Genomic DNA, 18,073 nt, shown 5'->3' on the forward strand with positions numbered 1-18,073 from the left:
TTTCGTTTATTTAATTGCTTGTCTTTTGGGTAAAATTTTATTCACATAGATCATTCCGCATAAAACAACTACGCCTATGATGGCTAACCCACCCCAGCTCAATAGTTTTGTCAAGCCAACATACATCCATGTCGTCCATAAACCACCTTCAGCTAGTGCTGTAATACTTGAATTTCCTTGTAAGTCAAAGTTTGCAGCCTTGGCTGACATCGTCACTAATGGTGCGACCCAAGAAGTAATATAAAGAATGCTGACCATATAAATTGAACCTGCGATAACTGTTCGAACGATATTTCCAGCAAAAACTGCGGCCATTAAACAAACTAAGAAAGGAATCGTTGCAAGATCTCCAAACGGTAAGGTTGTATTTCCTGGTAAAATAACAGCTAATAAAATTGTAATTGGAACTAATAATAGAGAAGATGATAGAACGGCTGGATGTCCTACTGATAATGCTGCATCCATCCCAATATATAATTCTCTTCCAGGAAAACGTTTCTTCACAAATTCATTCGCTGCTTCTGAAATTGGTGTCAATCCTTCCATTAAAAGTGCAACCATCTTTGGCATCAAAACCATTACTGCGCCAGTTTTCACTGCTAATTGACCAACGCCTGCAACATCATATCCTGCAAAGAGCCCAATCACTAACCCAATCAGAAAGCCCATCACAGTTGAATCACCGAAAATACCAAAGCGTTTTTGGATTGTTTCAGGATCTGCTTTCCAATTTTTTATTCCAGGAATACGGTCAAACAGCCAATTCATTGGTATTGCAAAAATGAAGCCGGGAGCCGCAGTCCCATGAGGAAATGTAATATTAGGGAAACCATAGAATTTTTTCACGATTGGTCCCAAGATATCACCAAACAACAAAATCATCATCATGTAAACCACAGTTGCTGCGATTCCAATCGCAAAATTACCAGTTAAAGCATAGACTAACGACGCAATAAACGCACCATGCCAGAAATTCCAAATATCCACGTTTAAGGTCTTCGTTAACCCTAAAATAATCAAGGCTACGTTTAGTAACACGCCGATTGGAATTGCTAAACTTCCTAAGACCGTTCCGTACGAAATTGCCGCAGCCGCTGGCCATCCTACGTCGATTGTCGTTAAATTCAAACCAAAGCGCTCAACCATTGCCTGCGCTGCTGGTCCTAAACTACTACTCAATAAATCAATCACTAAATTTAACCCTACAAACCCAACGCCGACCGTCAAAGCAGATGTAAAGGCTTTAGCCGGTTTGGTCCCGAGAATCATACCAAATACAAAAATCAAGATCGGTAAAACGACGATGGCACCCAAGTCAACAAACCACTGTAATGCATCTAACATGTTATTTCCCCCATTTCTTTAAGCTAAGCCAACATGATGAATAATTTCAATAAATTCTGATTTCGTTTGGCAATGATATAAATTTTCCATTGTTTCTGGATTTTGAATCATCTCAATCAGCTTCTGCAACATTTCCAATTGTTCATGTGGTTCTTTCAATGCCAGCATAAAAATCATATGAACAGCTACTGGCTTATCTGAGGTTCCCATTTCAAAAAATGTGATCGGTTCTTTTAAAGACATAAAGGCAATTTGTGATTTTTTTACATACTCACTATCCGTGTGCGGAATTGCGACGCCAATATTCGTAACAGGAAGTCCTGTAGGAAAACGTTCTTCTCTTTCAATAATATGTTCGAGAAAGCTATCTGTGATAAACTGTTCTTCTCTTAATTGTTTCGTTAACCGTCGAAATGCTTCATTTCTATCTTTAACTTCTACCTGAAATTCAGCAATCTCACTATTAAAATACATCTTCAACATTCCCTCCTTTTTAAACAAGTCATTAGTTCTTCCACACTTTGACTTTGAATGATCTGATCCACGCACTCTTTTGAATCAATTCTGTCATATAAAGCTGAAACCAAATCTTTGGCTATGACCATATCCTTTTCTGCAATTGCGATGGTCACGATCAGTCGAACCTGATTTATTCCCCACTGAATAGGTTGTTTTGTTGTCATAAAAGATAATTTGGTTTCTTTAACTGTATCTGGTGCACTGTGCGGGATCGCTACACCACTGACAATACTAGTATTCCCTAGTTCTTCCCTTTGAATTATCGACTCTTCGAAACCTTCATTGACCAATCCTAGCGTTTGATATCGCTGAATTAAATAAGCCAAAACTTCTTCTTTTCGATAAAAACTCTGTTCTAAGAAAATTAATTCTTTTTGAATAAATGGAATCAAAGAAATTGTGCTATTTTCTTTTGAATAGGTGAACGTTTTTTCATTTTCACTAATATTGGATAAATAAGTTGCAATCATTGCCACTTCTTCTGCAGTAGGTAAAGCAGAAACATGAAGAACTGGAATTTTCTCTATTTCGAGTGGAATTGCTGCAATGATCAAGTCAATATCATCTACTGGATTTTCTAGTAGCTGTTTTTCTGTCACAATTTCAACAATAACGCTTGCAGGTAGATTTTGCTTGATACGATTAAAAATCAATTCGGATGTTGCTAATCCGTTACCACATACAATCAAAACATGTTTCGTTGATTGAATTTTTTCAAACGCTACTTGAAAATGAATCGTCAAAAAGGATACTTCATCTTCATTTAAAAAAAGTAAATAGTATTTTTCAAATACGGCAGAAGCAAATTGTGTCAATGTAAACATTGTAGTATATTGCTTCTTGATACTTTCTTTAAGCGGATTCCTTACATAAATATCGTTTTTTAATCTATGAAGCATTGGCATGATATGAGCAATCAATGACTGAAATAGTTGTTCATCTTGATCGACTTTTATATCAAGTAAGTGTGTCATTTCATTGATCAAGGCATTTGTGACAGCACTCATTTTTTGATCAACTGGTAAGTCTGATATTCCTGGTACAACACTGTGAGCGAATAACAATGAACAAACATATTGGATATCATTCTTAGAAAAAAGACAATTTAACTCTTGATTGATTTCATCTGAAAAATTTAGAGCAACCATATAAAGTTGCATTTTCTGTAAATCCTTAAAGACAAATTCATTTTGCTTTTCCACATGATGCCCTGCTTTAAGTCTTGTTAGAAAAATAATCAGTGACAATTTTAAAGAGTAAACAAAATAATCATTTAGTATTTTACCGGTATGAATCATTATTTTCTCAATGAAATCATTCACTATTTCAAGAATTTTTGGTTCAATAATTTCAGCAAGAAAATTCAAACTACCTCTGGGACTCTTTTCAACATGTGGATGATATTTTTTACTGTAGCGTACTAAATATTTCTTATAGACCTTTTGAATCGCAGTTTCTTTTTCTAAAGCATTGATTCTACGCTCATTCAATTCAAGAAGTTCTGTCTTTTTTAAGTAATGCAACACTTCATCCATATCTTTTTTGATCGATTGTTTACTGACTAAAAATTGCTTTGCATAATCGTCGTATGTTATTTTTTCACCGTACAGTAAAATCGATGAAATCATGATCAATTGTCGATAAGCAGGTGAATATTCCTCATCCTCTAGGACAAGGACACGATCTTGTTGGATCATACTTTTTAAACGTTCCTTCATTTCTTTGCTTCCAATTAAATAAATTCCTTTTCTTGGAACGCGATCGATCGTTACCCCATTTTCATTAAGATAAGTCTCAATATTCTTTAAGTCAGTATACGTCGTCTTATTTGATACAGAGAGCTTCTCACTGAAATAGTTTGTTGCTTGGTATTCATTTTGATGCAGCAGTAAACGAATCAACTCATTTTCTCGTTTTGTTCGTTTTTCCATTTATCACACCTCCGGAAAGCGCTTTCCATAAGTAGAGTATACGAATATTTGAATAGATAGTAAATCATCTTCTATTTCCACATTAATGTGGAAATCGTTAGCACGGTCGTTATTTTATTCATTAAGAAAGAAAAAATAAAAAAACAGTATCAGGAAATAATTTCCCTACACTGTTTAGTGACTCGTTTCGCTATTATTTTAAAATCAGACGTAAAATAAATGATAACCCAAACCACCCTATCAAACTGATACCGATTGCAATCACCCAACCTAAAATATTATGTTCCAATGGTAAAGGCATATTCATTCCGAAAAAACCTGTTACGATCGTTGGAATCGTCAATAAAATAGAAAGCACCGTCAAAATTTTCATTGTGTCATTTAAATTATTATTTAAGATATTATTATACGTACCTGATAATTGCTGTAAAACCTGAGAAGTCAATTGAGCCATCTCTACCAATTGTCTGGCTTCAATCAAAGTATCTTCCCATTGCTCTTTCTCAACTTCGTTTAGTGACTGAAAAATCGCATTTGTTTTAATTTGTTCTAGTAAAACAGCATTTTGTTTTGTAGCAGAGATAAAGTAGGCAACGCCGGTCTCAACATCTGACAACGCTAATAAATTCTTTTTAGTCGTTTTCTCTTTTAACATATCATTAATATGATTTCGTTCTCTGTTCATTTCTTCTATCACAGGAAAAAATTTATCGGTAATCATAAATAAACTTGAAAATAAAAATTTAAATACTGAAATATCCAAATTATTTTGTAAGTATTTTCCCATATATTGAATAATATAGGTGTTTTCACTATTTGTTATTGTTAATAATTGGTTGTTTTTAATGAGAAATGTCATTGGGACAGCTTCATAATGATTGTCGTTTTTTTTAGCTTGTGGAACATTATATATCAAAATGAACGCATCCAGTTCACTGTCATACTCGATACGGGCTCGCTCATTTCTATCTAATGCATACGAAATGATTTCACTATCAATACCATATTGCTTATATAAATCAGAATCAATCGCAATCTGATCAGAATTGATATTGATCCAAATATTTTCTTTATTTCCAAACTTTTTTTCTGTGATCATAAAAAAACCTCCTAATTTTCAAAAAACTTCATTTCAACTTTAGTAAGATTCAGTTGAAACATGTCTTGTTCTTCTTGCGTTAATCCATTACAAATTTTTTCATCTAGCTCTTTAAAAATCAGACTTACTTGATGTGCTACTTGCTCACCATCAGTCGTAAGAAAGATATTTTTCTGTCGCTCATTGTTTTTGGGGATTTTACGATAGACTACATTTCGTTTTTCTAACCCTTTTAAGATATTCGTAACTGTTGCCTGCTTTTTACCTAAATACTCTGCTAACTCTCGTTGCATTGATCCTTGATGATGAAATATATAGCTGATACTACGCGCTTGTAAACTATTTAATTGTAATTCTTTGAATCTTTGAAGTACATAATTTTGTTGCAAAATACTTATCTGATAAATTTTTTCTGCTAGGCTCTCCTGATTAGACATTCTATCATCACCTCTTCTTAAATAGTTTAAATCAAAACACTTTAATTTACAACTATCTAAAAATAAACTAAAAAAGAGCGGGACAAAAACTAATTATCTGTTTTTGTCCTACTCTTAACTGATTGTTCTACTATGCATATTACGTCACTCATTGCGATCAGAAAATGAGTCTCCTTCTATATAACTTGTATAAATATGATCATCTTCTGTTTCTTCTCCCGCAATCAACTGAATAATTTTTTCAGCTGCCAGCATCCCCCAACGATGTTTAGAGTAAGAAATCGTTGCTAATCGCGGCTGAACAAAGGCACTGATATCAATGTTATCAAAACCAATCACACGAACATCTCTCCCAATTTCGTATGATGTTTCTTTAAAATATTTGTAAATACCAATAGCCATTTCATCATTCAGTGCAAAGATATCTATAGGAAAACGTTGTTCTTTTTCCATGATTTCTTTTGCTGCACGATAGCCTGAAGGTTCTGTAAAGTCACCTGAAATAATCTCATACTCAATGCCAAATCGCTCTAGTTCTTTCATACTAGCATTTAGCCGCTCCTGGCCGTCATAACTCTTTTCAGGACCTGATACTAAAAATAATTTCTTCGTATCACAGGCAACTGCCTTCTCAATCGCTAACGTAGCACCGCCTTTATTATCTAACAAAACTTTTCGAACATTTTTATGGGTGATCAAACGATCTAAAATGACAAGAAAATGCCCTCGATCCGCATATTGTTCGATTTCTTTATTTTTAAATGTCCAATCTAACACAATTGCACCATCGATCATTCGTTCTGGAATGAACAAGTGTGATTTATTCCCGCTGCAGACGATCATTTCATAGTTCTGGGCTTCTAACCCTTTTTTGATTCCATCTAATAATTCACCATAAAAGCTGCCTCCATAATCAGCAAGGTATACACCGATTATATTGGTTTGCTGTCTTTTTAAGGTACGAGCAGCCATGTTAGGAACATAGTCCAGTTCCTCTGCAATCGCTTGAATTCTTGCTCGAGTTGCTTCAGTAACTTTGGAACTGCCATTTAACGCATAAGAAACAGTTGAAATCGATACCCCTGCTTTTTTTGCAATTTCTTTGATCCCTACCATGTACGCTCATCTCCTAACAAAAAATATCTATTTGGTTCTCTTGCTTATCTAATAATGTCGTAAAGTCAGCCAATGGAACGACCAATCCGCCTTGGCGATATGGATTTTGCTCTCTCTTGGTCAAAAGCTCTGTGCCATTTACCAAAATGAACTCTTTTTGACCAGTCAAATGAAATACGATTTGTACATCTTTTCCTGCTAACTGATAGGTCATTTTCAAACCATTTAAACTATCCGGCAATACTGGATCAAAAATCACATTCTCCCTATCTTCACGAATACCTAATACATTTGTCAACAACTGGTTCATATAAATCCCCGGTCCGCTGGAATAAATTCGCCAACCACCTTTGACACCAACTTGCCCTGTTTTTAGTTTGCCAAAATTTTCTTGCGCATCATAGCGAGTCTTAAAATCTCCATCAGAACTACTAAAATAGGCATTTGCTTGTCGAATTTCCGCATTTTTCACGTGATTTTTTAGTTGAATCGGATTGATTCGATTCAATGCTTGCCATGTTTCATCTGTCTTCCCTAACTTTGCCATTGCTTCAGTGAAACGAATATGAGCATGGACATACTGTAACCCAATTTCACGACCAAAGTTAGCTGATTGTTCTGCACGCTTAAAGTTTGTACTTACACCGCCTCGATAAACAGCAGGCCGATTCATCAAACGAACGCCATCGGGAAATTCTAAATGCTCTTTAATAATAGCATAATGATGCTCAACTTGTTCAGTTGTTAACAGCTCAGCTATCATACTCCGTGTCATAGGTAGTAAACGATACTGGATCCCCGTTTTTTTGTCGGTTGGATGAATCATAAATTCTACATGCTCTGTATCTTCCATATAGACAAACCCAGGAATCGTCTCAGAAGATAAAATATAGGTTTCAAAATCCTTTTTGATATTTAGAGCTAGTTCATATAAATGCTCGCCATATTCAACATCAACTTCTTTTAATAGATCTGCTAATTTTTTCACTACTTGATACGTCAAAGCAACCGTCCAACTACTTGCCATATATTTTTTCAACTTATTATCATATGGTTGTAAAGTATCATCCCAATCACCATCACTATAACAAGAAAGATACGTTCCTTCTAAAAAATTGTCCTCAATAAATTGAACTTCTTTTTTTACATGGTCGAATAGACGATACCGGTCTTTTGTTTTTAAAAATGTTGAACGATCTGTATAAGGAATTTCTTCATCCAAAATCCCAAAGTCTTTTGTCTTAGCTAAATAATCTGCAACAATTTTCATCGGCCAAACAATCACATCCCCGTGACTTTCATCAGCTTTTTGTTTTTCATAGCGGTCAAACATGAACCATTGCGGCCAGTTTCCATCATTTTCAAACTGATTCGCATAGACGTTTTGAATGATCGAACGCACAACTTCTGGGCGATTGACCGCAAAGAAAAATTCTGTTGGTCCTTGTGAAACATCCCTTGTGCCCCAAGCAGCGCCCCCATATTGCTCCAATCCATGTGGTGAAAGATAATGGACTAGCATATTATGAGTATACCAGCGAGCTAAGACATTCATTGTTTCGACTTCTTCCGTTGCATGGGCTAACTTGAAATGATTCAATAAATCATTTACAAAAGTTAAGAATTGGTCGTTTTCTGATTGATACGTAGTGTCTACCACGTCGTAAGCTTCGCCTGTCAAGGTTCCTTGAATATGCATAGAAAACGCTGATTGCTCTTCAATCACAAATACAGCCAATCGTTCCGATGATTCATTAGGTAAAAACAAACTTTCATCCGTCAATTCAAAAGATTTATCCAAAGAAAAGTAGTAGGTTAATTCTGGGTATTCTTGATGGATAACAGAATCCGTTGACGCTTTTACTGTCACCAAATCCTTTACTTTGTTTATCGTATAAGCTGGCTCTTCTTCATCGGCATTCATCACCAAGTGATTCGTTACAGCGAAGGTGTAATGTCTCTTTTGCTGACTCTTTATTTCCGTAATGACTTCTCTTGTATCACACAACGTAAACGTTCTCACGGTAATTATATCATTCTCTAATTTATAATACCATGTGGCAGAGTTTAATCCCATTTCAAAAGCAGATGCCATTGTTAACAGTCGCCAAAGATCTCCTTGTTTGATGTAGATCCTTTGCCCTGATTGTTTTATAGCATTTAATGAATTACGGCTATTACTCATTAGCTTATTCATTGAGGTATTGCCTAAAACGATCTGAGAATTAAATATGCCGTACATATAGACTGTTGTACTAAGCACTGGATGCTTCACATCAAGTTCCGTTCCACTCAGTAAAATGTGCCCATGTGCTCTCTCCATAGCAACTTCTTTTTCTTTCAAAACAACATGATGATACTCGTCAGTAAAGAAAGAAGCGATTTGCCCATCGACTGTTTCAATTAGGTTTTGAGTAGGAAATAATTGGTTTCGCTCTTTTTCTGAAAATGTCTCACCTGTGATAGTATCACCGATGTTTTTCTCACTAACCTTTCCTTGTCCAGCATTATTTTCTATTTTTAATGAGTCATAATTTTCCTTGATAACTTCTTTAGAAATAAGTGGTTGTTGAATGACCGATTGCTGATTTGCTATTGGCGCTCCATAAAATACGACTATCATCTCTTGATCCATCATTTCAAAGCGTTCCGTTTGTAACGCAATATAAGCAAACTCATATTGATACACTTCATTCGCTAGCATTTTTTGTGTCAATGCAACAGCTTGATTTGTTTCTTTATAATCACGTCCAAAAAATTGATACCCATCTGTTGAAAAAGCGACTAGTGGATTCAGGCTTCCTTGTTCGACTACTGGGAAGTTTCCTTCTTGCGGTTGATTTTGTCGAGACGATATCGTAATAGTGTCATTTTCTTTTGTAACATGGTGATCTACATATTGTGACATGTAGGCTTCATTTGATTGAACAGCTCCTTTAGTCGCGTTACCAATGTCTTGTCCATAGATGACATCGATTGTTTGTCCAGATCCATGCACTGTCACCTGCCAAAACCAAATGCCTGATTTAGCAATTTGGAAATCGACGCGATAAGAAACATCTAAAAATGTGCCGCTCCATGAAGCTTGTTCTTTTGATATTTGAAATTTACTCTTTGAGTTAGACCCGATCATTGGCACTGACTGAATACTAGCTCCATTATAAACTCTAAGATAAATCTGGTTACAGCTACCATCCAATGGATTTCCGTTCAGTTGATTGACCATAATATTTCCATGCATTATTTCGTAAAGATCTCCAGTTTCTAAAAACGAAACCGTTGTTCCACCATTTTCAATCGTTCGTTTTTGATACGCCATCTCAATCTTCCTATCTATTTCAATAATTTAAAGGTTTTTGTTGCTACATCTCTACTATTTGCACCAACCATTACATCAAAGATCCCAGCATCGCTGACAAATGTTTGATCACCATGCACATAGCGCAAAAGTTCTTCGGTAATGTCAAATTGAACTGTCTTTTTCTCATGAGCTTGAAGCGTTATCTTTTTAAAGCCTTTTAATTCTTGTACCGGACGAACGACTTCACCGATTTTGTCGCGTACGTACAATTGGACAGTCTCTTGTCCTGATATTTCTGACTGATTCTCCACAGTAACGGATACAGTAATTGTTTCATCTGGCTTCATTTCATCCGAGCTTAAATGAAAGTCAGTATAGGTAAATTCACTATAGCTCAAGCCAAAACCAAAAGGATATTTGGCAAAGTTTGAAACATCTAAATATTTGGATACATATTTTTCATCACCTGGTTTATATGGTCTACCTGTATTGTCGTAATTATAATACACAGGAACTTGTCCCACTGTTTCAGGGAATGACATGCTTAGACGAGCACTTGGATTATACTCCCCATAAAGAATATCAGCTAATGCGGCACCACCTTCTGTTCCTGGGAACCAAGCTTCAACGATGGCTTTTGCTGAATCAATTCCTTTTAAATCAAGTGGACGGCCATTGTAAAGGGTAACAATAATATTGTCGTTTACAGCCTGAATAGCATTGAATAAATCTAGTTGAGCTTGTGGTAAACGAATATCGCTACGACTTGACGCTTCACCACTCATCCAGTCTTCTTCTCCAAGCGCTAAAACTACTTTGTCTGCTCCTTTAGCTAAGGAAACGGCTTCATCGATTGCAGCCTGACTTGGTTTAAAATAATCAAAGGCTTCTTTTCCAATCCGATAATCTGCATTTAATTGCGCCACTCCTTGCCCTAAAGAAATTGCTTCTTCTTTTTTCCCTTGCCAAGACCATACGCCAATAACATCATTAGAAGCAGCAGCAGGTCCTACAATGGCAACTTTATCCTGTTTAGATAACGGTAAAATCCCCTCATTTTTTAGTAAAACAATCGATTTTCTTGCAACATCCTTCGCAATCTCCCGATGTTCTTTCGACAAAACCAGCTCTTTTTCTAAGGCTTCATCTGCGCCACGATAAGGATTTTCAAATAAACCTAAATCATTTTTCAATGTCAGAATTCTTAAAACTGCTTCGTCAAGAATTGCTTCATCAACGATCTTTTCTTCAATCAATTCTTTTAAGTTTTCGGTATAGCAAGTCGTCATCATTTCAATATCAACACCTGCTTTGATCGCAAGTTCTGCTGCTTGTTTTTTATCTGCTGCTACACCATGAGGAATCAACTCGATCACAGCTCCCCAGTCAGAAATCACCACACCATCAAATCCGAATTCTTTTCTCAATACGTCTCTAAATAGCCATTTATTCCCAGTTGCAGGAACACCGTCTACCGTATTAAATGACGTCATCACTAACTTAGCGCCTGCATCAAGTGCTGCTTTATAACCTGGTAAATAACTGTCTCGTAATTGTCTTTCAGACATGTTGACCGTATTATAATCACGTCCACCAATTGCTGCTCCATATGCTGCAAAATGCTTAACACATGCAGCTACACGGAAGAAATCATTTTGTAAGTCCTCACCTTGATACCCTTTAACAAAGGCTTCTGCAAAGCGGCTATTTAAAAAAGGATCTTCTCCAGTTGATTCCATGACACGCCCCCAACGAGGATCACGAACTAAATCTACCATTGGCGAAAATGTCACATGTAACCCCGAGACAGCGGCTTCTTTCGCTGAAACTTCTGCAACTTTTTCAGCAACATCCACATCCCATGAACTACCTAACCCCAACGGAATTGGAAAAATCGTACGGAATCCATGAATAATATCGGCCATCAAAATAGTGGGAATTCCCAGTCGATTGTTTTCCATATAGGCCTTTTGTACACGAATCGCTTCTTTCGCTCCTGAGATGCCTAGTGTTGTTCCAGCATTGTTGATATCTTCATGCGTCAAACCGAGATCCGTCATAGGCCCTGTTTTTTCTTCAGCTTTTTCTGAGTAAAATTCTGCTGCTAATTGAAGTAATTGACCTACTTTTTCTTCTAGGGTCATTTGCTTCAATAACTCTATTAGTTGCTTTTGCTCCATATTTATTCACCTTATCCTTTATATTATCCTTTGTTACTTCATTCCTGATACATTAAATCCTTGTAAAATATACTTTTGGAAAATCGAAAAAACGATTAAAATCGGAATCACCATAAATGTTGCTCCTGCCATTTGTAAGGCATAATTTGAGCCATGTTGTCCTTGTAATAATTGTAAGCCCACCGATAACGTATAATACTTTTCATCATTGGCGATGATCAACGGCCATAAAAATGAATTCCAGCCGCCAATAAAGGTTAAGATCCCTTGAACAGCCAAAATCGGACGACTTACAGGTAAGATGATTTTGAAAAAGATGTACCATTCGCTCGCTCCATCCAATCGAGCTGCTTCAAGCATTTCATTAGATATATTGTTCATAAACTGTCGGAAAAGAAAAATCCCGAAAGCTCCCGCTAATCCAGGTAACACAATCCCAATCAAGGTATTCGTTAAACCAACTGAGTTTAAAAGTAAATACACAGGAATCATTGTTACTTGCCCTGGTATCATCATAGTTGCTAACACCATTAGAAAAAGTGAATTTTTCCCTTTAAAATCAAACTTGGCAAAACCATATCCCGCCATCGCGTTTAGTAATAACCCTACGAATGAACAAGCTGTTATGATCAGAGTATTTTTAAGATAGGTTCCAAAATTAAGCCTGATAAAAAGCTCTTTAAAATTATCGAAAGTCGCATTTTTTGGAAATAGACTAGGAACGATCTGATTGATTTCCGCATTCGTTTTAAAAGAAGAAAAAATCATCCAAAGAAATGGGAAAAAGGTCATAATACCTAGAACGCCTAGAAGGATACCTATAAAAAGCTTGAAACTCATTTGTGCATTTTTATGTGAATTCATAACGTTCTCTCCTTTTATCCTTCATTTTCTTTTTGTTTCGTTTGGATTTTCATTTGAATACTGGTCACAATAATGATCGCAATGAATAAAATCACGGAGCCTGCTGCTGCATACCCGAATTTGTTGTATTGGAAACCTCTTTGATAGATAAACAAGGCAACAGATAAGGTACTGTCAAGTGGCCCTCCTTTAGTCATAACAAAGGGTTCATCGAAGAATTGGAACCAACCGATCAATGTCGTTACGGTCACAAAGAAAATAGAAAATTTTAAAAGCGGAATAGTGATTTTTAAAATTTGCTGCCATTTATTAGCACCATCAATTTCTGCCGCTTCATAATATTCTTTTGGAATTCCTTGGATTGCTGCTAAGAAAATCAACATATTCAAGCCGATTGCTTTCCAAACAGCTATAATAATCAGAGAAAACTTCGATGTACTCGGATCTGTTAGCCACATAATCGGACCAACATTTATATACGCTAATAAATGATTTAGTAAGCCAATCGTTGGATTGTATAAATACATCCAGACAACGGATACTGCAACCGTATTAGTGATCGATGGGCTATAAAACACTAAACGCATAAAAGAGAAAAATTTATTTTCACCAAAATTGATCATAATGGCTAATGCTAATGCAGAAATAATAACTAAAGGTACACCTATGACGACATAATAAGCTGTATTGAACATGGCTTGCCCAAAAACCTTGTCACTAAATATATTCAAATAATTATCAAAACCAACAAAATTGATTCGTGAAAAATCAGCCAAGCCAGCTAAACTCATATCTGTAAAACTGATTGTTACGGCAATAAAAATCGGAATGATTGAAAAAATAAGCAATAATGCAACGGCTGGAGCTATAAAAAAATATGGCGATTTTGACTTCTTCATCGCTTTGTTCCTCCTTACCAAATCAACTAAAGGAACAAAAGATAGTTTTTGCCTCTACACTTTAGTAAGTAATAGATAACATATTCTAGGCTTTTGTTCCTCCTTCTCCTTTAGACTATTTAATCAAGCTTTCCGTTTGTTCGTTCAGTTCATCCATTGCTTCTTGAAGATTCTTTCCACTTACAACAACTTGCTCCCATTGCTTCATAAAGTTTTGAGAAATTTCATCCCATTGTTTTAATAACGGCATTGGTTGCGATTCATTCAATTGTTTCCCAAAAACAGAAATTAACGGATCGCTCTTGAACACATCAGAATTCCAAGATTCTTTATTGGTTGGAAGTGAATTTGTACTTTCAAAGAATTTTGTTTGATTTTCAGGTTTAGATAGATATTCGATCAATTTTATTGCATCCTCTTTTTTCTTAGAACTATTGAAAACTGCTAAGTTGGCCCCACCTGTCACAGACGTATTATTCACAGGACCTTTTGGTAATTCAGCAACTCCCCATTTCCCTTCGATATCAGGTGCTGAATCTTTAATACTATTGATCATCCACGGGCCACTGATAAACATTGGGACAACGCCTTCACCACCAAAACTTTGACCAATTTCTAAACCAAGATCTGTTTTAGGCGCTGAACCATCTTGAACTAACTTATCTAAAAATTTTAAAGCATCAACCATTTCTGGTTGATTGAATAAAGGTTTATCGTCTTTATCAAATAATTTCGAGCCATTTTGACGAGCAAACATAAAGCCGAAGGTTGGTTCTTTCAATTCAACACCAAAACCATATTTATTATCACCGCGTGCTGCCAATTTTTTCGCTGCATCCGCTAACTCATCCCACGTTTTAGGTGCTTCTTTGTAACCAACACTTTCTAACAAATCTTTTCGATAATACAATCCGCGAGTTTCGGTATACCAAGGCACTGCGTATGTTTGTCCATTAAATTCTGTCGTAGCCACTGAACCGTCAAAGAAATTATCTGATTTCATCACATCATTTTTTTTCACATCATCTGTTATATCCATCAAAGCGCCCGCATCAACGAATTCACTCATGTAAGTGGTCCCCATTTGCACAACATCTGGACCTTCTTTAGAAGCCACCGCAGTTAATAATTTATCTCTGGAAGTAGACCACGGAATACTTTGGATTTTGACTTTGATCCCTGATTCCTTTGTAAACTCATCAACGATTGGTTTGATACCTTGATCTCCATCACCCATATACCAAAATGTCAGTTCATCTGAAGCGCTTTCTTTATTCCCCGAAGAACAGGCTGCCATTACACCTACAGTTACCAATAAAGTTGTTCCAAGTAAGCAAAGCTTTTTCCATGATTTCATACTTCCACTCCTCAATATTATTTAGTGAAACGTTTCTACAAAAATGATTATATTCCTTATCCCAATTAAAAGCAAGCGTTTTCTTTTCTTGTTTTTTATAAAAAAGAGCAAAACCATCCTTTTATTCTGGAAACGAAATAAAAACGTTTCACCAAAACGTTTTACTGAACTAATATCTCGTAAAGTATAAAAAACCTCAATAGCCCTGTTCGCCCATGAGATTTTTAAATAATGAAATGATATGTATCACAGTCACATATTTATTGAGTAATAAAGGTTTTAATATCTTCAACAGCCTGATTTTTATTTTCGCCTAAAAATAACTGGTGTCGTCCATTCTCGTACATTTTCAACGATACTTTTGCATTACTAGCTTTCGCAAGGTAATAGGCACTTTTATAATATGTCGTTTCATCTTGCCTATTTTGTAAAATGAGCATCTTTTTATTTTTCTTAGTTAATCTATTCTTTTTCATTTTTTTCTTTGTTTTTTGAAGTAAGGACAAAAACTGAATACATGGACGAATCGACACTGTTTTTGCTGAACCGAGGTAATAGTTCAATGTTTCTTGCTTTTTGAAGAATACCCCTTTGACGATGTCTTGTGCAATTACATTAACATTGTAAAGATAAATCGGTGTACTACACAAAACTATTTGATCTACTGATTCTCTCTCTGAAACTTGAATCGTCAATAATCCTCCCATTGAAAAACCAATGCAAGTAATATGTGTATAATTTTCTTCAAGTTTATCTAATTTCTTTTCAACATCTGCTACCCATTGATTGGCAGTTCCTTTTGAAAAGTTTTGTTTATTTCCATCATGTCCAGTCAATTGAATCCAAAATGAATCAAGATCACTTTGTTTTAAGTATTCATGTAAAAACAAAATTTCTTTCTCATTACCGCCGAAGCCATGAATAATCAATATTGCTCTTTTTTTCATTTTGTCCCCTCTTCCTTTTAGATGAATGAATTTTGCATAGAAGCAATTATTTTATAGTTCACTTTACCATTTTACCTTATTTAAGCCTACTTATTTTTCATTTCTTGATTAAACTTAATGAAAATTTAGCATAAAAAAGTGGAACGCTAGATGATACATGCGTTCCACTTTTTTAATAAGTAAAAGCCATTCTATTCGCCAAAAACTTCTTTTGCAAGAGCAAATGCTGACCATGCTTTTGGCCATCCCGTATAAAAAGCTAAATGAGTGATCAATTCCACCATTTCTTCTTTAGTTACACCATTTTGTTTCGCCATTTCCATATGTGGTTTTAACTGCGGCACTCCTTGGGTTAATAAGCTTGAACAAGTAATTAAACTACGTTCACGTGGTGATAATTCCTCTTCTCTTGACCAAATTTCTCCAAATAATACATCGTCATTTAATTCTGCAAATTTCGGTGCAAATGCTCCTAGTTGGTCTCTATCAGCTGTTTGTTTTTTCATTAAGTAGGACTCCCATCTTTTATTCATTTTTTAGCGCATCATACACTTCATCCGCAACAGGTTCTAACCATTCTGGTGTTCCAGCAGTAACCGCTAAGTGTTCAAACCAGCTATCTTTTACAGCACCGTGCCAATGTTTTACGCCATCATGAGTGACAACAACATCGCCAGCTGTTAAAAACCGAGCAGGTTTGCCCTCTTCTTGATACCAGCCTTCACCACCTGTAACAAGCAGCAGTTGAAACCCATTATGATGGATATGCCAATTATTACGACAACCAGGTTCAAAAGTAACATTCCCTACGCCCACATTAATGTTAGGATCTGCAACTAAGTTTTTTAGATAACTTTGACCAACAAAATATTGAGCATACGTCTCATTTTTTTCTCCTACTGGAAAAATCACACCATTTTGTACTTCTTCAAATTTAGCCATTTCCTATTCCTCCAACTACTAACCTTTTATCCCCTTTTAATTATGTCCAACAATAACATGTGGAACATAAGGTTCTTCCAAAAATAACACTTCAGCTTCAGTTAACACTAAATCCAATGCTGGAATCGCATTCGTTAAATGACTTTCTTTAGTAGCACCAATGATTGGCGCTACAACTGGTCCTTTTTGAAGTAACCATGCTAAAGCAATTTGTACTCGTTCAACGCCACGTTTCTCTGCAATTTCAGCAACTCGCTCAACAATAATACGATCTTGCTCAGCTGTAGTATCATATTTTGACATCGCTGTTTTATCCGTTTCAAAACGCTTTGTTTGAGCACTCCAATCGCGTGTCAAACGTCCTGACGCCAATGGACTATATGGTGTAACAGCAATTTTTTGATCTTCGCACAACGGTAGCATTTCTCTTTCCTCTTCACGATATAACAAATTCAGGTGATTTTGCATCGAAACAAATTTTGTCCAACCATTTTTGTCAGCTACTGCTTGCGCTTTTGCAAATTGCCAAGCAAACATGGCCGAAGCGCCGATATAGCGAACTTTTCCAGATTTCACTACATCATGTAGTGCCTCCATCGTCTCTTCAATAGGTGTATTGTAATCCCAACGGTGAATAATATATAAATCAACATAGTCCATACCTAATCGCTCTAAACTAGCATCAATTTGATGGAATATTTCTTTCCTTGAAAGCCCACCGCTATTTGGAACATTCTTTTTCATCGTGGTAAATAATTTCGTTGCCACAACGATTTCATCCCGATTGGCATACTCATTTAGCGCTTTTCCAAGAATTCGTTCACTAGCACCATAGGAATAAACATTCGCTGTATCAAAGAAATTAATGCCTAAATCCAATGCTTTTTTAATCACCTTTTTGCTCTCTACTTCCTCTAATACCCACTCATGAAACCCACTATTTGGATCACCAAAGCCCATTGCACCTAAACAAATTCTTGAAACATCCATTCCTGTGTTGCCAAATTTAACATAGTCCATTAAAATTCCTCCTTATAGTAGTTCATTTTTCTTCCTGATAAATACAGTTTACTTCTTAAAGTGAACTCTAAGTCAAGTGATTTATTTACTAAATTAAAAAAAACTCCAAACAAAGAT

At 35.9% G+C, this 18,073-nt stretch carries 15 protein-coding genes; all 15 read right to left on the reverse strand.

Annotated elements, in window-relative coordinates; all coding sequences use genetic code 11:
- Positions 1–6: 6 nt before the first annotated feature.
- The 15 genes from AC4BB7_RS09755 to AC4BB7_RS09825 all read right to left on the reverse strand — a co-directional run bounded on the left by AC4BB7_RS09755 (position 7) and on the right by AC4BB7_RS09825 (position 17,956).
- Complete coding sequence (locus tag AC4BB7_RS09755; RefSeq protein WP_490482888.1) at positions 7–1,344, reverse strand: PTS galactitol transporter subunit IIC; 1,338 nt, start codon at positions 1,342–1,344, stop codon at positions 7–9.
- Between the two features lie 18 nt (positions 1,345–1,362).
- On the reverse strand, positions 1,363–1,818 hold the full coding sequence (locus AC4BB7_RS09760; RefSeq protein WP_490482889.1) for a PTS sugar transporter subunit IIA: 456 nt from the start codon (positions 1,816–1,818) through the stop codon (positions 1,363–1,365).
- Between the two features lie 2 nt (positions 1,819–1,820).
- Positions 1,821–3,794, reverse strand: a complete 1,974-nt coding sequence (locus AC4BB7_RS09765; RefSeq protein WP_490482890.1) for a BglG family transcription antiterminator — start codon at positions 3,792–3,794, stop codon at positions 1,821–1,823.
- 193 nt (positions 3,795–3,987) lie between these two features.
- Positions 3,988–4,893 (reverse strand): magnesium transporter CorA family protein, encoded by a 906-nt coding sequence (locus tag AC4BB7_RS09770; protein ID WP_490482891.1) that lies wholly within the window; start codon positions 4,891–4,893, stop codon positions 3,988–3,990.
- 11 nt (positions 4,894–4,904) lie between these two features.
- Positions 4,905–5,330, reverse strand: a complete 426-nt coding sequence (locus AC4BB7_RS09775) for a MarR family winged helix-turn-helix transcriptional regulator (RefSeq protein WP_490482892.1) — start codon at positions 5,328–5,330, stop codon at positions 4,905–4,907.
- 144 nt (positions 5,331–5,474) lie between these two features.
- Positions 5,475–6,446, reverse strand: coding sequence for a LacI family DNA-binding transcriptional regulator (locus AC4BB7_RS09780; protein ID WP_490482893.1), 972 nt, complete (start codon positions 6,444–6,446; stop codon positions 5,475–5,477).
- A gap of 13 nt (positions 6,447–6,459) precedes the next feature.
- Positions 6,460–9,765: a GH36-type glycosyl hydrolase domain-containing protein gene (locus AC4BB7_RS09785; protein ID WP_490482894.1), complete on the reverse strand. Its 3,306-nt coding sequence runs from the start codon at positions 9,763–9,765 to the stop codon at positions 6,460–6,462.
- Positions 9,766–9,779: 14 nt separating this feature from the next.
- The gene (locus tag AC4BB7_RS09790) at positions 9,780–11,927 is read right to left on the reverse strand and encodes a glycoside hydrolase family 3 N-terminal domain-containing protein (protein ID WP_490482895.1); all 2,148 of its coding nucleotides are present in this window, start codon (positions 11,925–11,927) and stop codon (positions 9,780–9,782) included.
- Between the two features lie 33 nt (positions 11,928–11,960).
- Positions 11,961–12,791: a carbohydrate ABC transporter permease gene (locus AC4BB7_RS09795; protein ID WP_490482896.1), complete on the reverse strand. Its 831-nt coding sequence runs from the start codon at positions 12,789–12,791 to the stop codon at positions 11,961–11,963.
- Positions 12,792–12,805: 14 nt separating this feature from the next.
- Complete coding sequence (locus AC4BB7_RS09800; RefSeq protein WP_490482897.1) at positions 12,806–13,690, reverse strand: carbohydrate ABC transporter permease; 885 nt, start codon at positions 13,688–13,690, stop codon at positions 12,806–12,808.
- 115 nt (positions 13,691–13,805) lie between these two features.
- A complete protein-coding gene (locus AC4BB7_RS09805; protein ID WP_490482898.1) occupies positions 13,806–15,047 on the reverse strand; it encodes a sugar ABC transporter substrate-binding protein in 1,242 nt (413 codons plus the stop codon).
- A gap of 260 nt (positions 15,048–15,307) precedes the next feature.
- Positions 15,308–15,994, reverse strand: a complete 687-nt coding sequence (locus AC4BB7_RS09810; protein WP_086313330.1) for an alpha/beta hydrolase — start codon at positions 15,992–15,994, stop codon at positions 15,308–15,310.
- Between the two features lie 191 nt (positions 15,995–16,185).
- Positions 16,186–16,500: a carboxymuconolactone decarboxylase family protein gene (locus tag AC4BB7_RS09815; protein WP_490482899.1), complete on the reverse strand. Its 315-nt coding sequence runs from the start codon at positions 16,498–16,500 to the stop codon at positions 16,186–16,188.
- A gap of 19 nt (positions 16,501–16,519) precedes the next feature.
- Complete coding sequence (locus AC4BB7_RS09820) at positions 16,520–16,936, reverse strand: cupin domain-containing protein (RefSeq protein WP_490482900.1); 417 nt, start codon at positions 16,934–16,936, stop codon at positions 16,520–16,522.
- A gap of 36 nt (positions 16,937–16,972) precedes the next feature.
- A complete protein-coding gene (locus AC4BB7_RS09825) occupies positions 16,973–17,956 on the reverse strand; it encodes an aldo/keto reductase (protein ID WP_086313336.1) in 984 nt (327 codons plus the stop codon).
- Between the last annotated feature and the right edge of the window lie 117 nt (positions 17,957–18,073).

Source organism: Enterococcus sp. AAFC-DPL-5182, assembly GCF_058216605.1.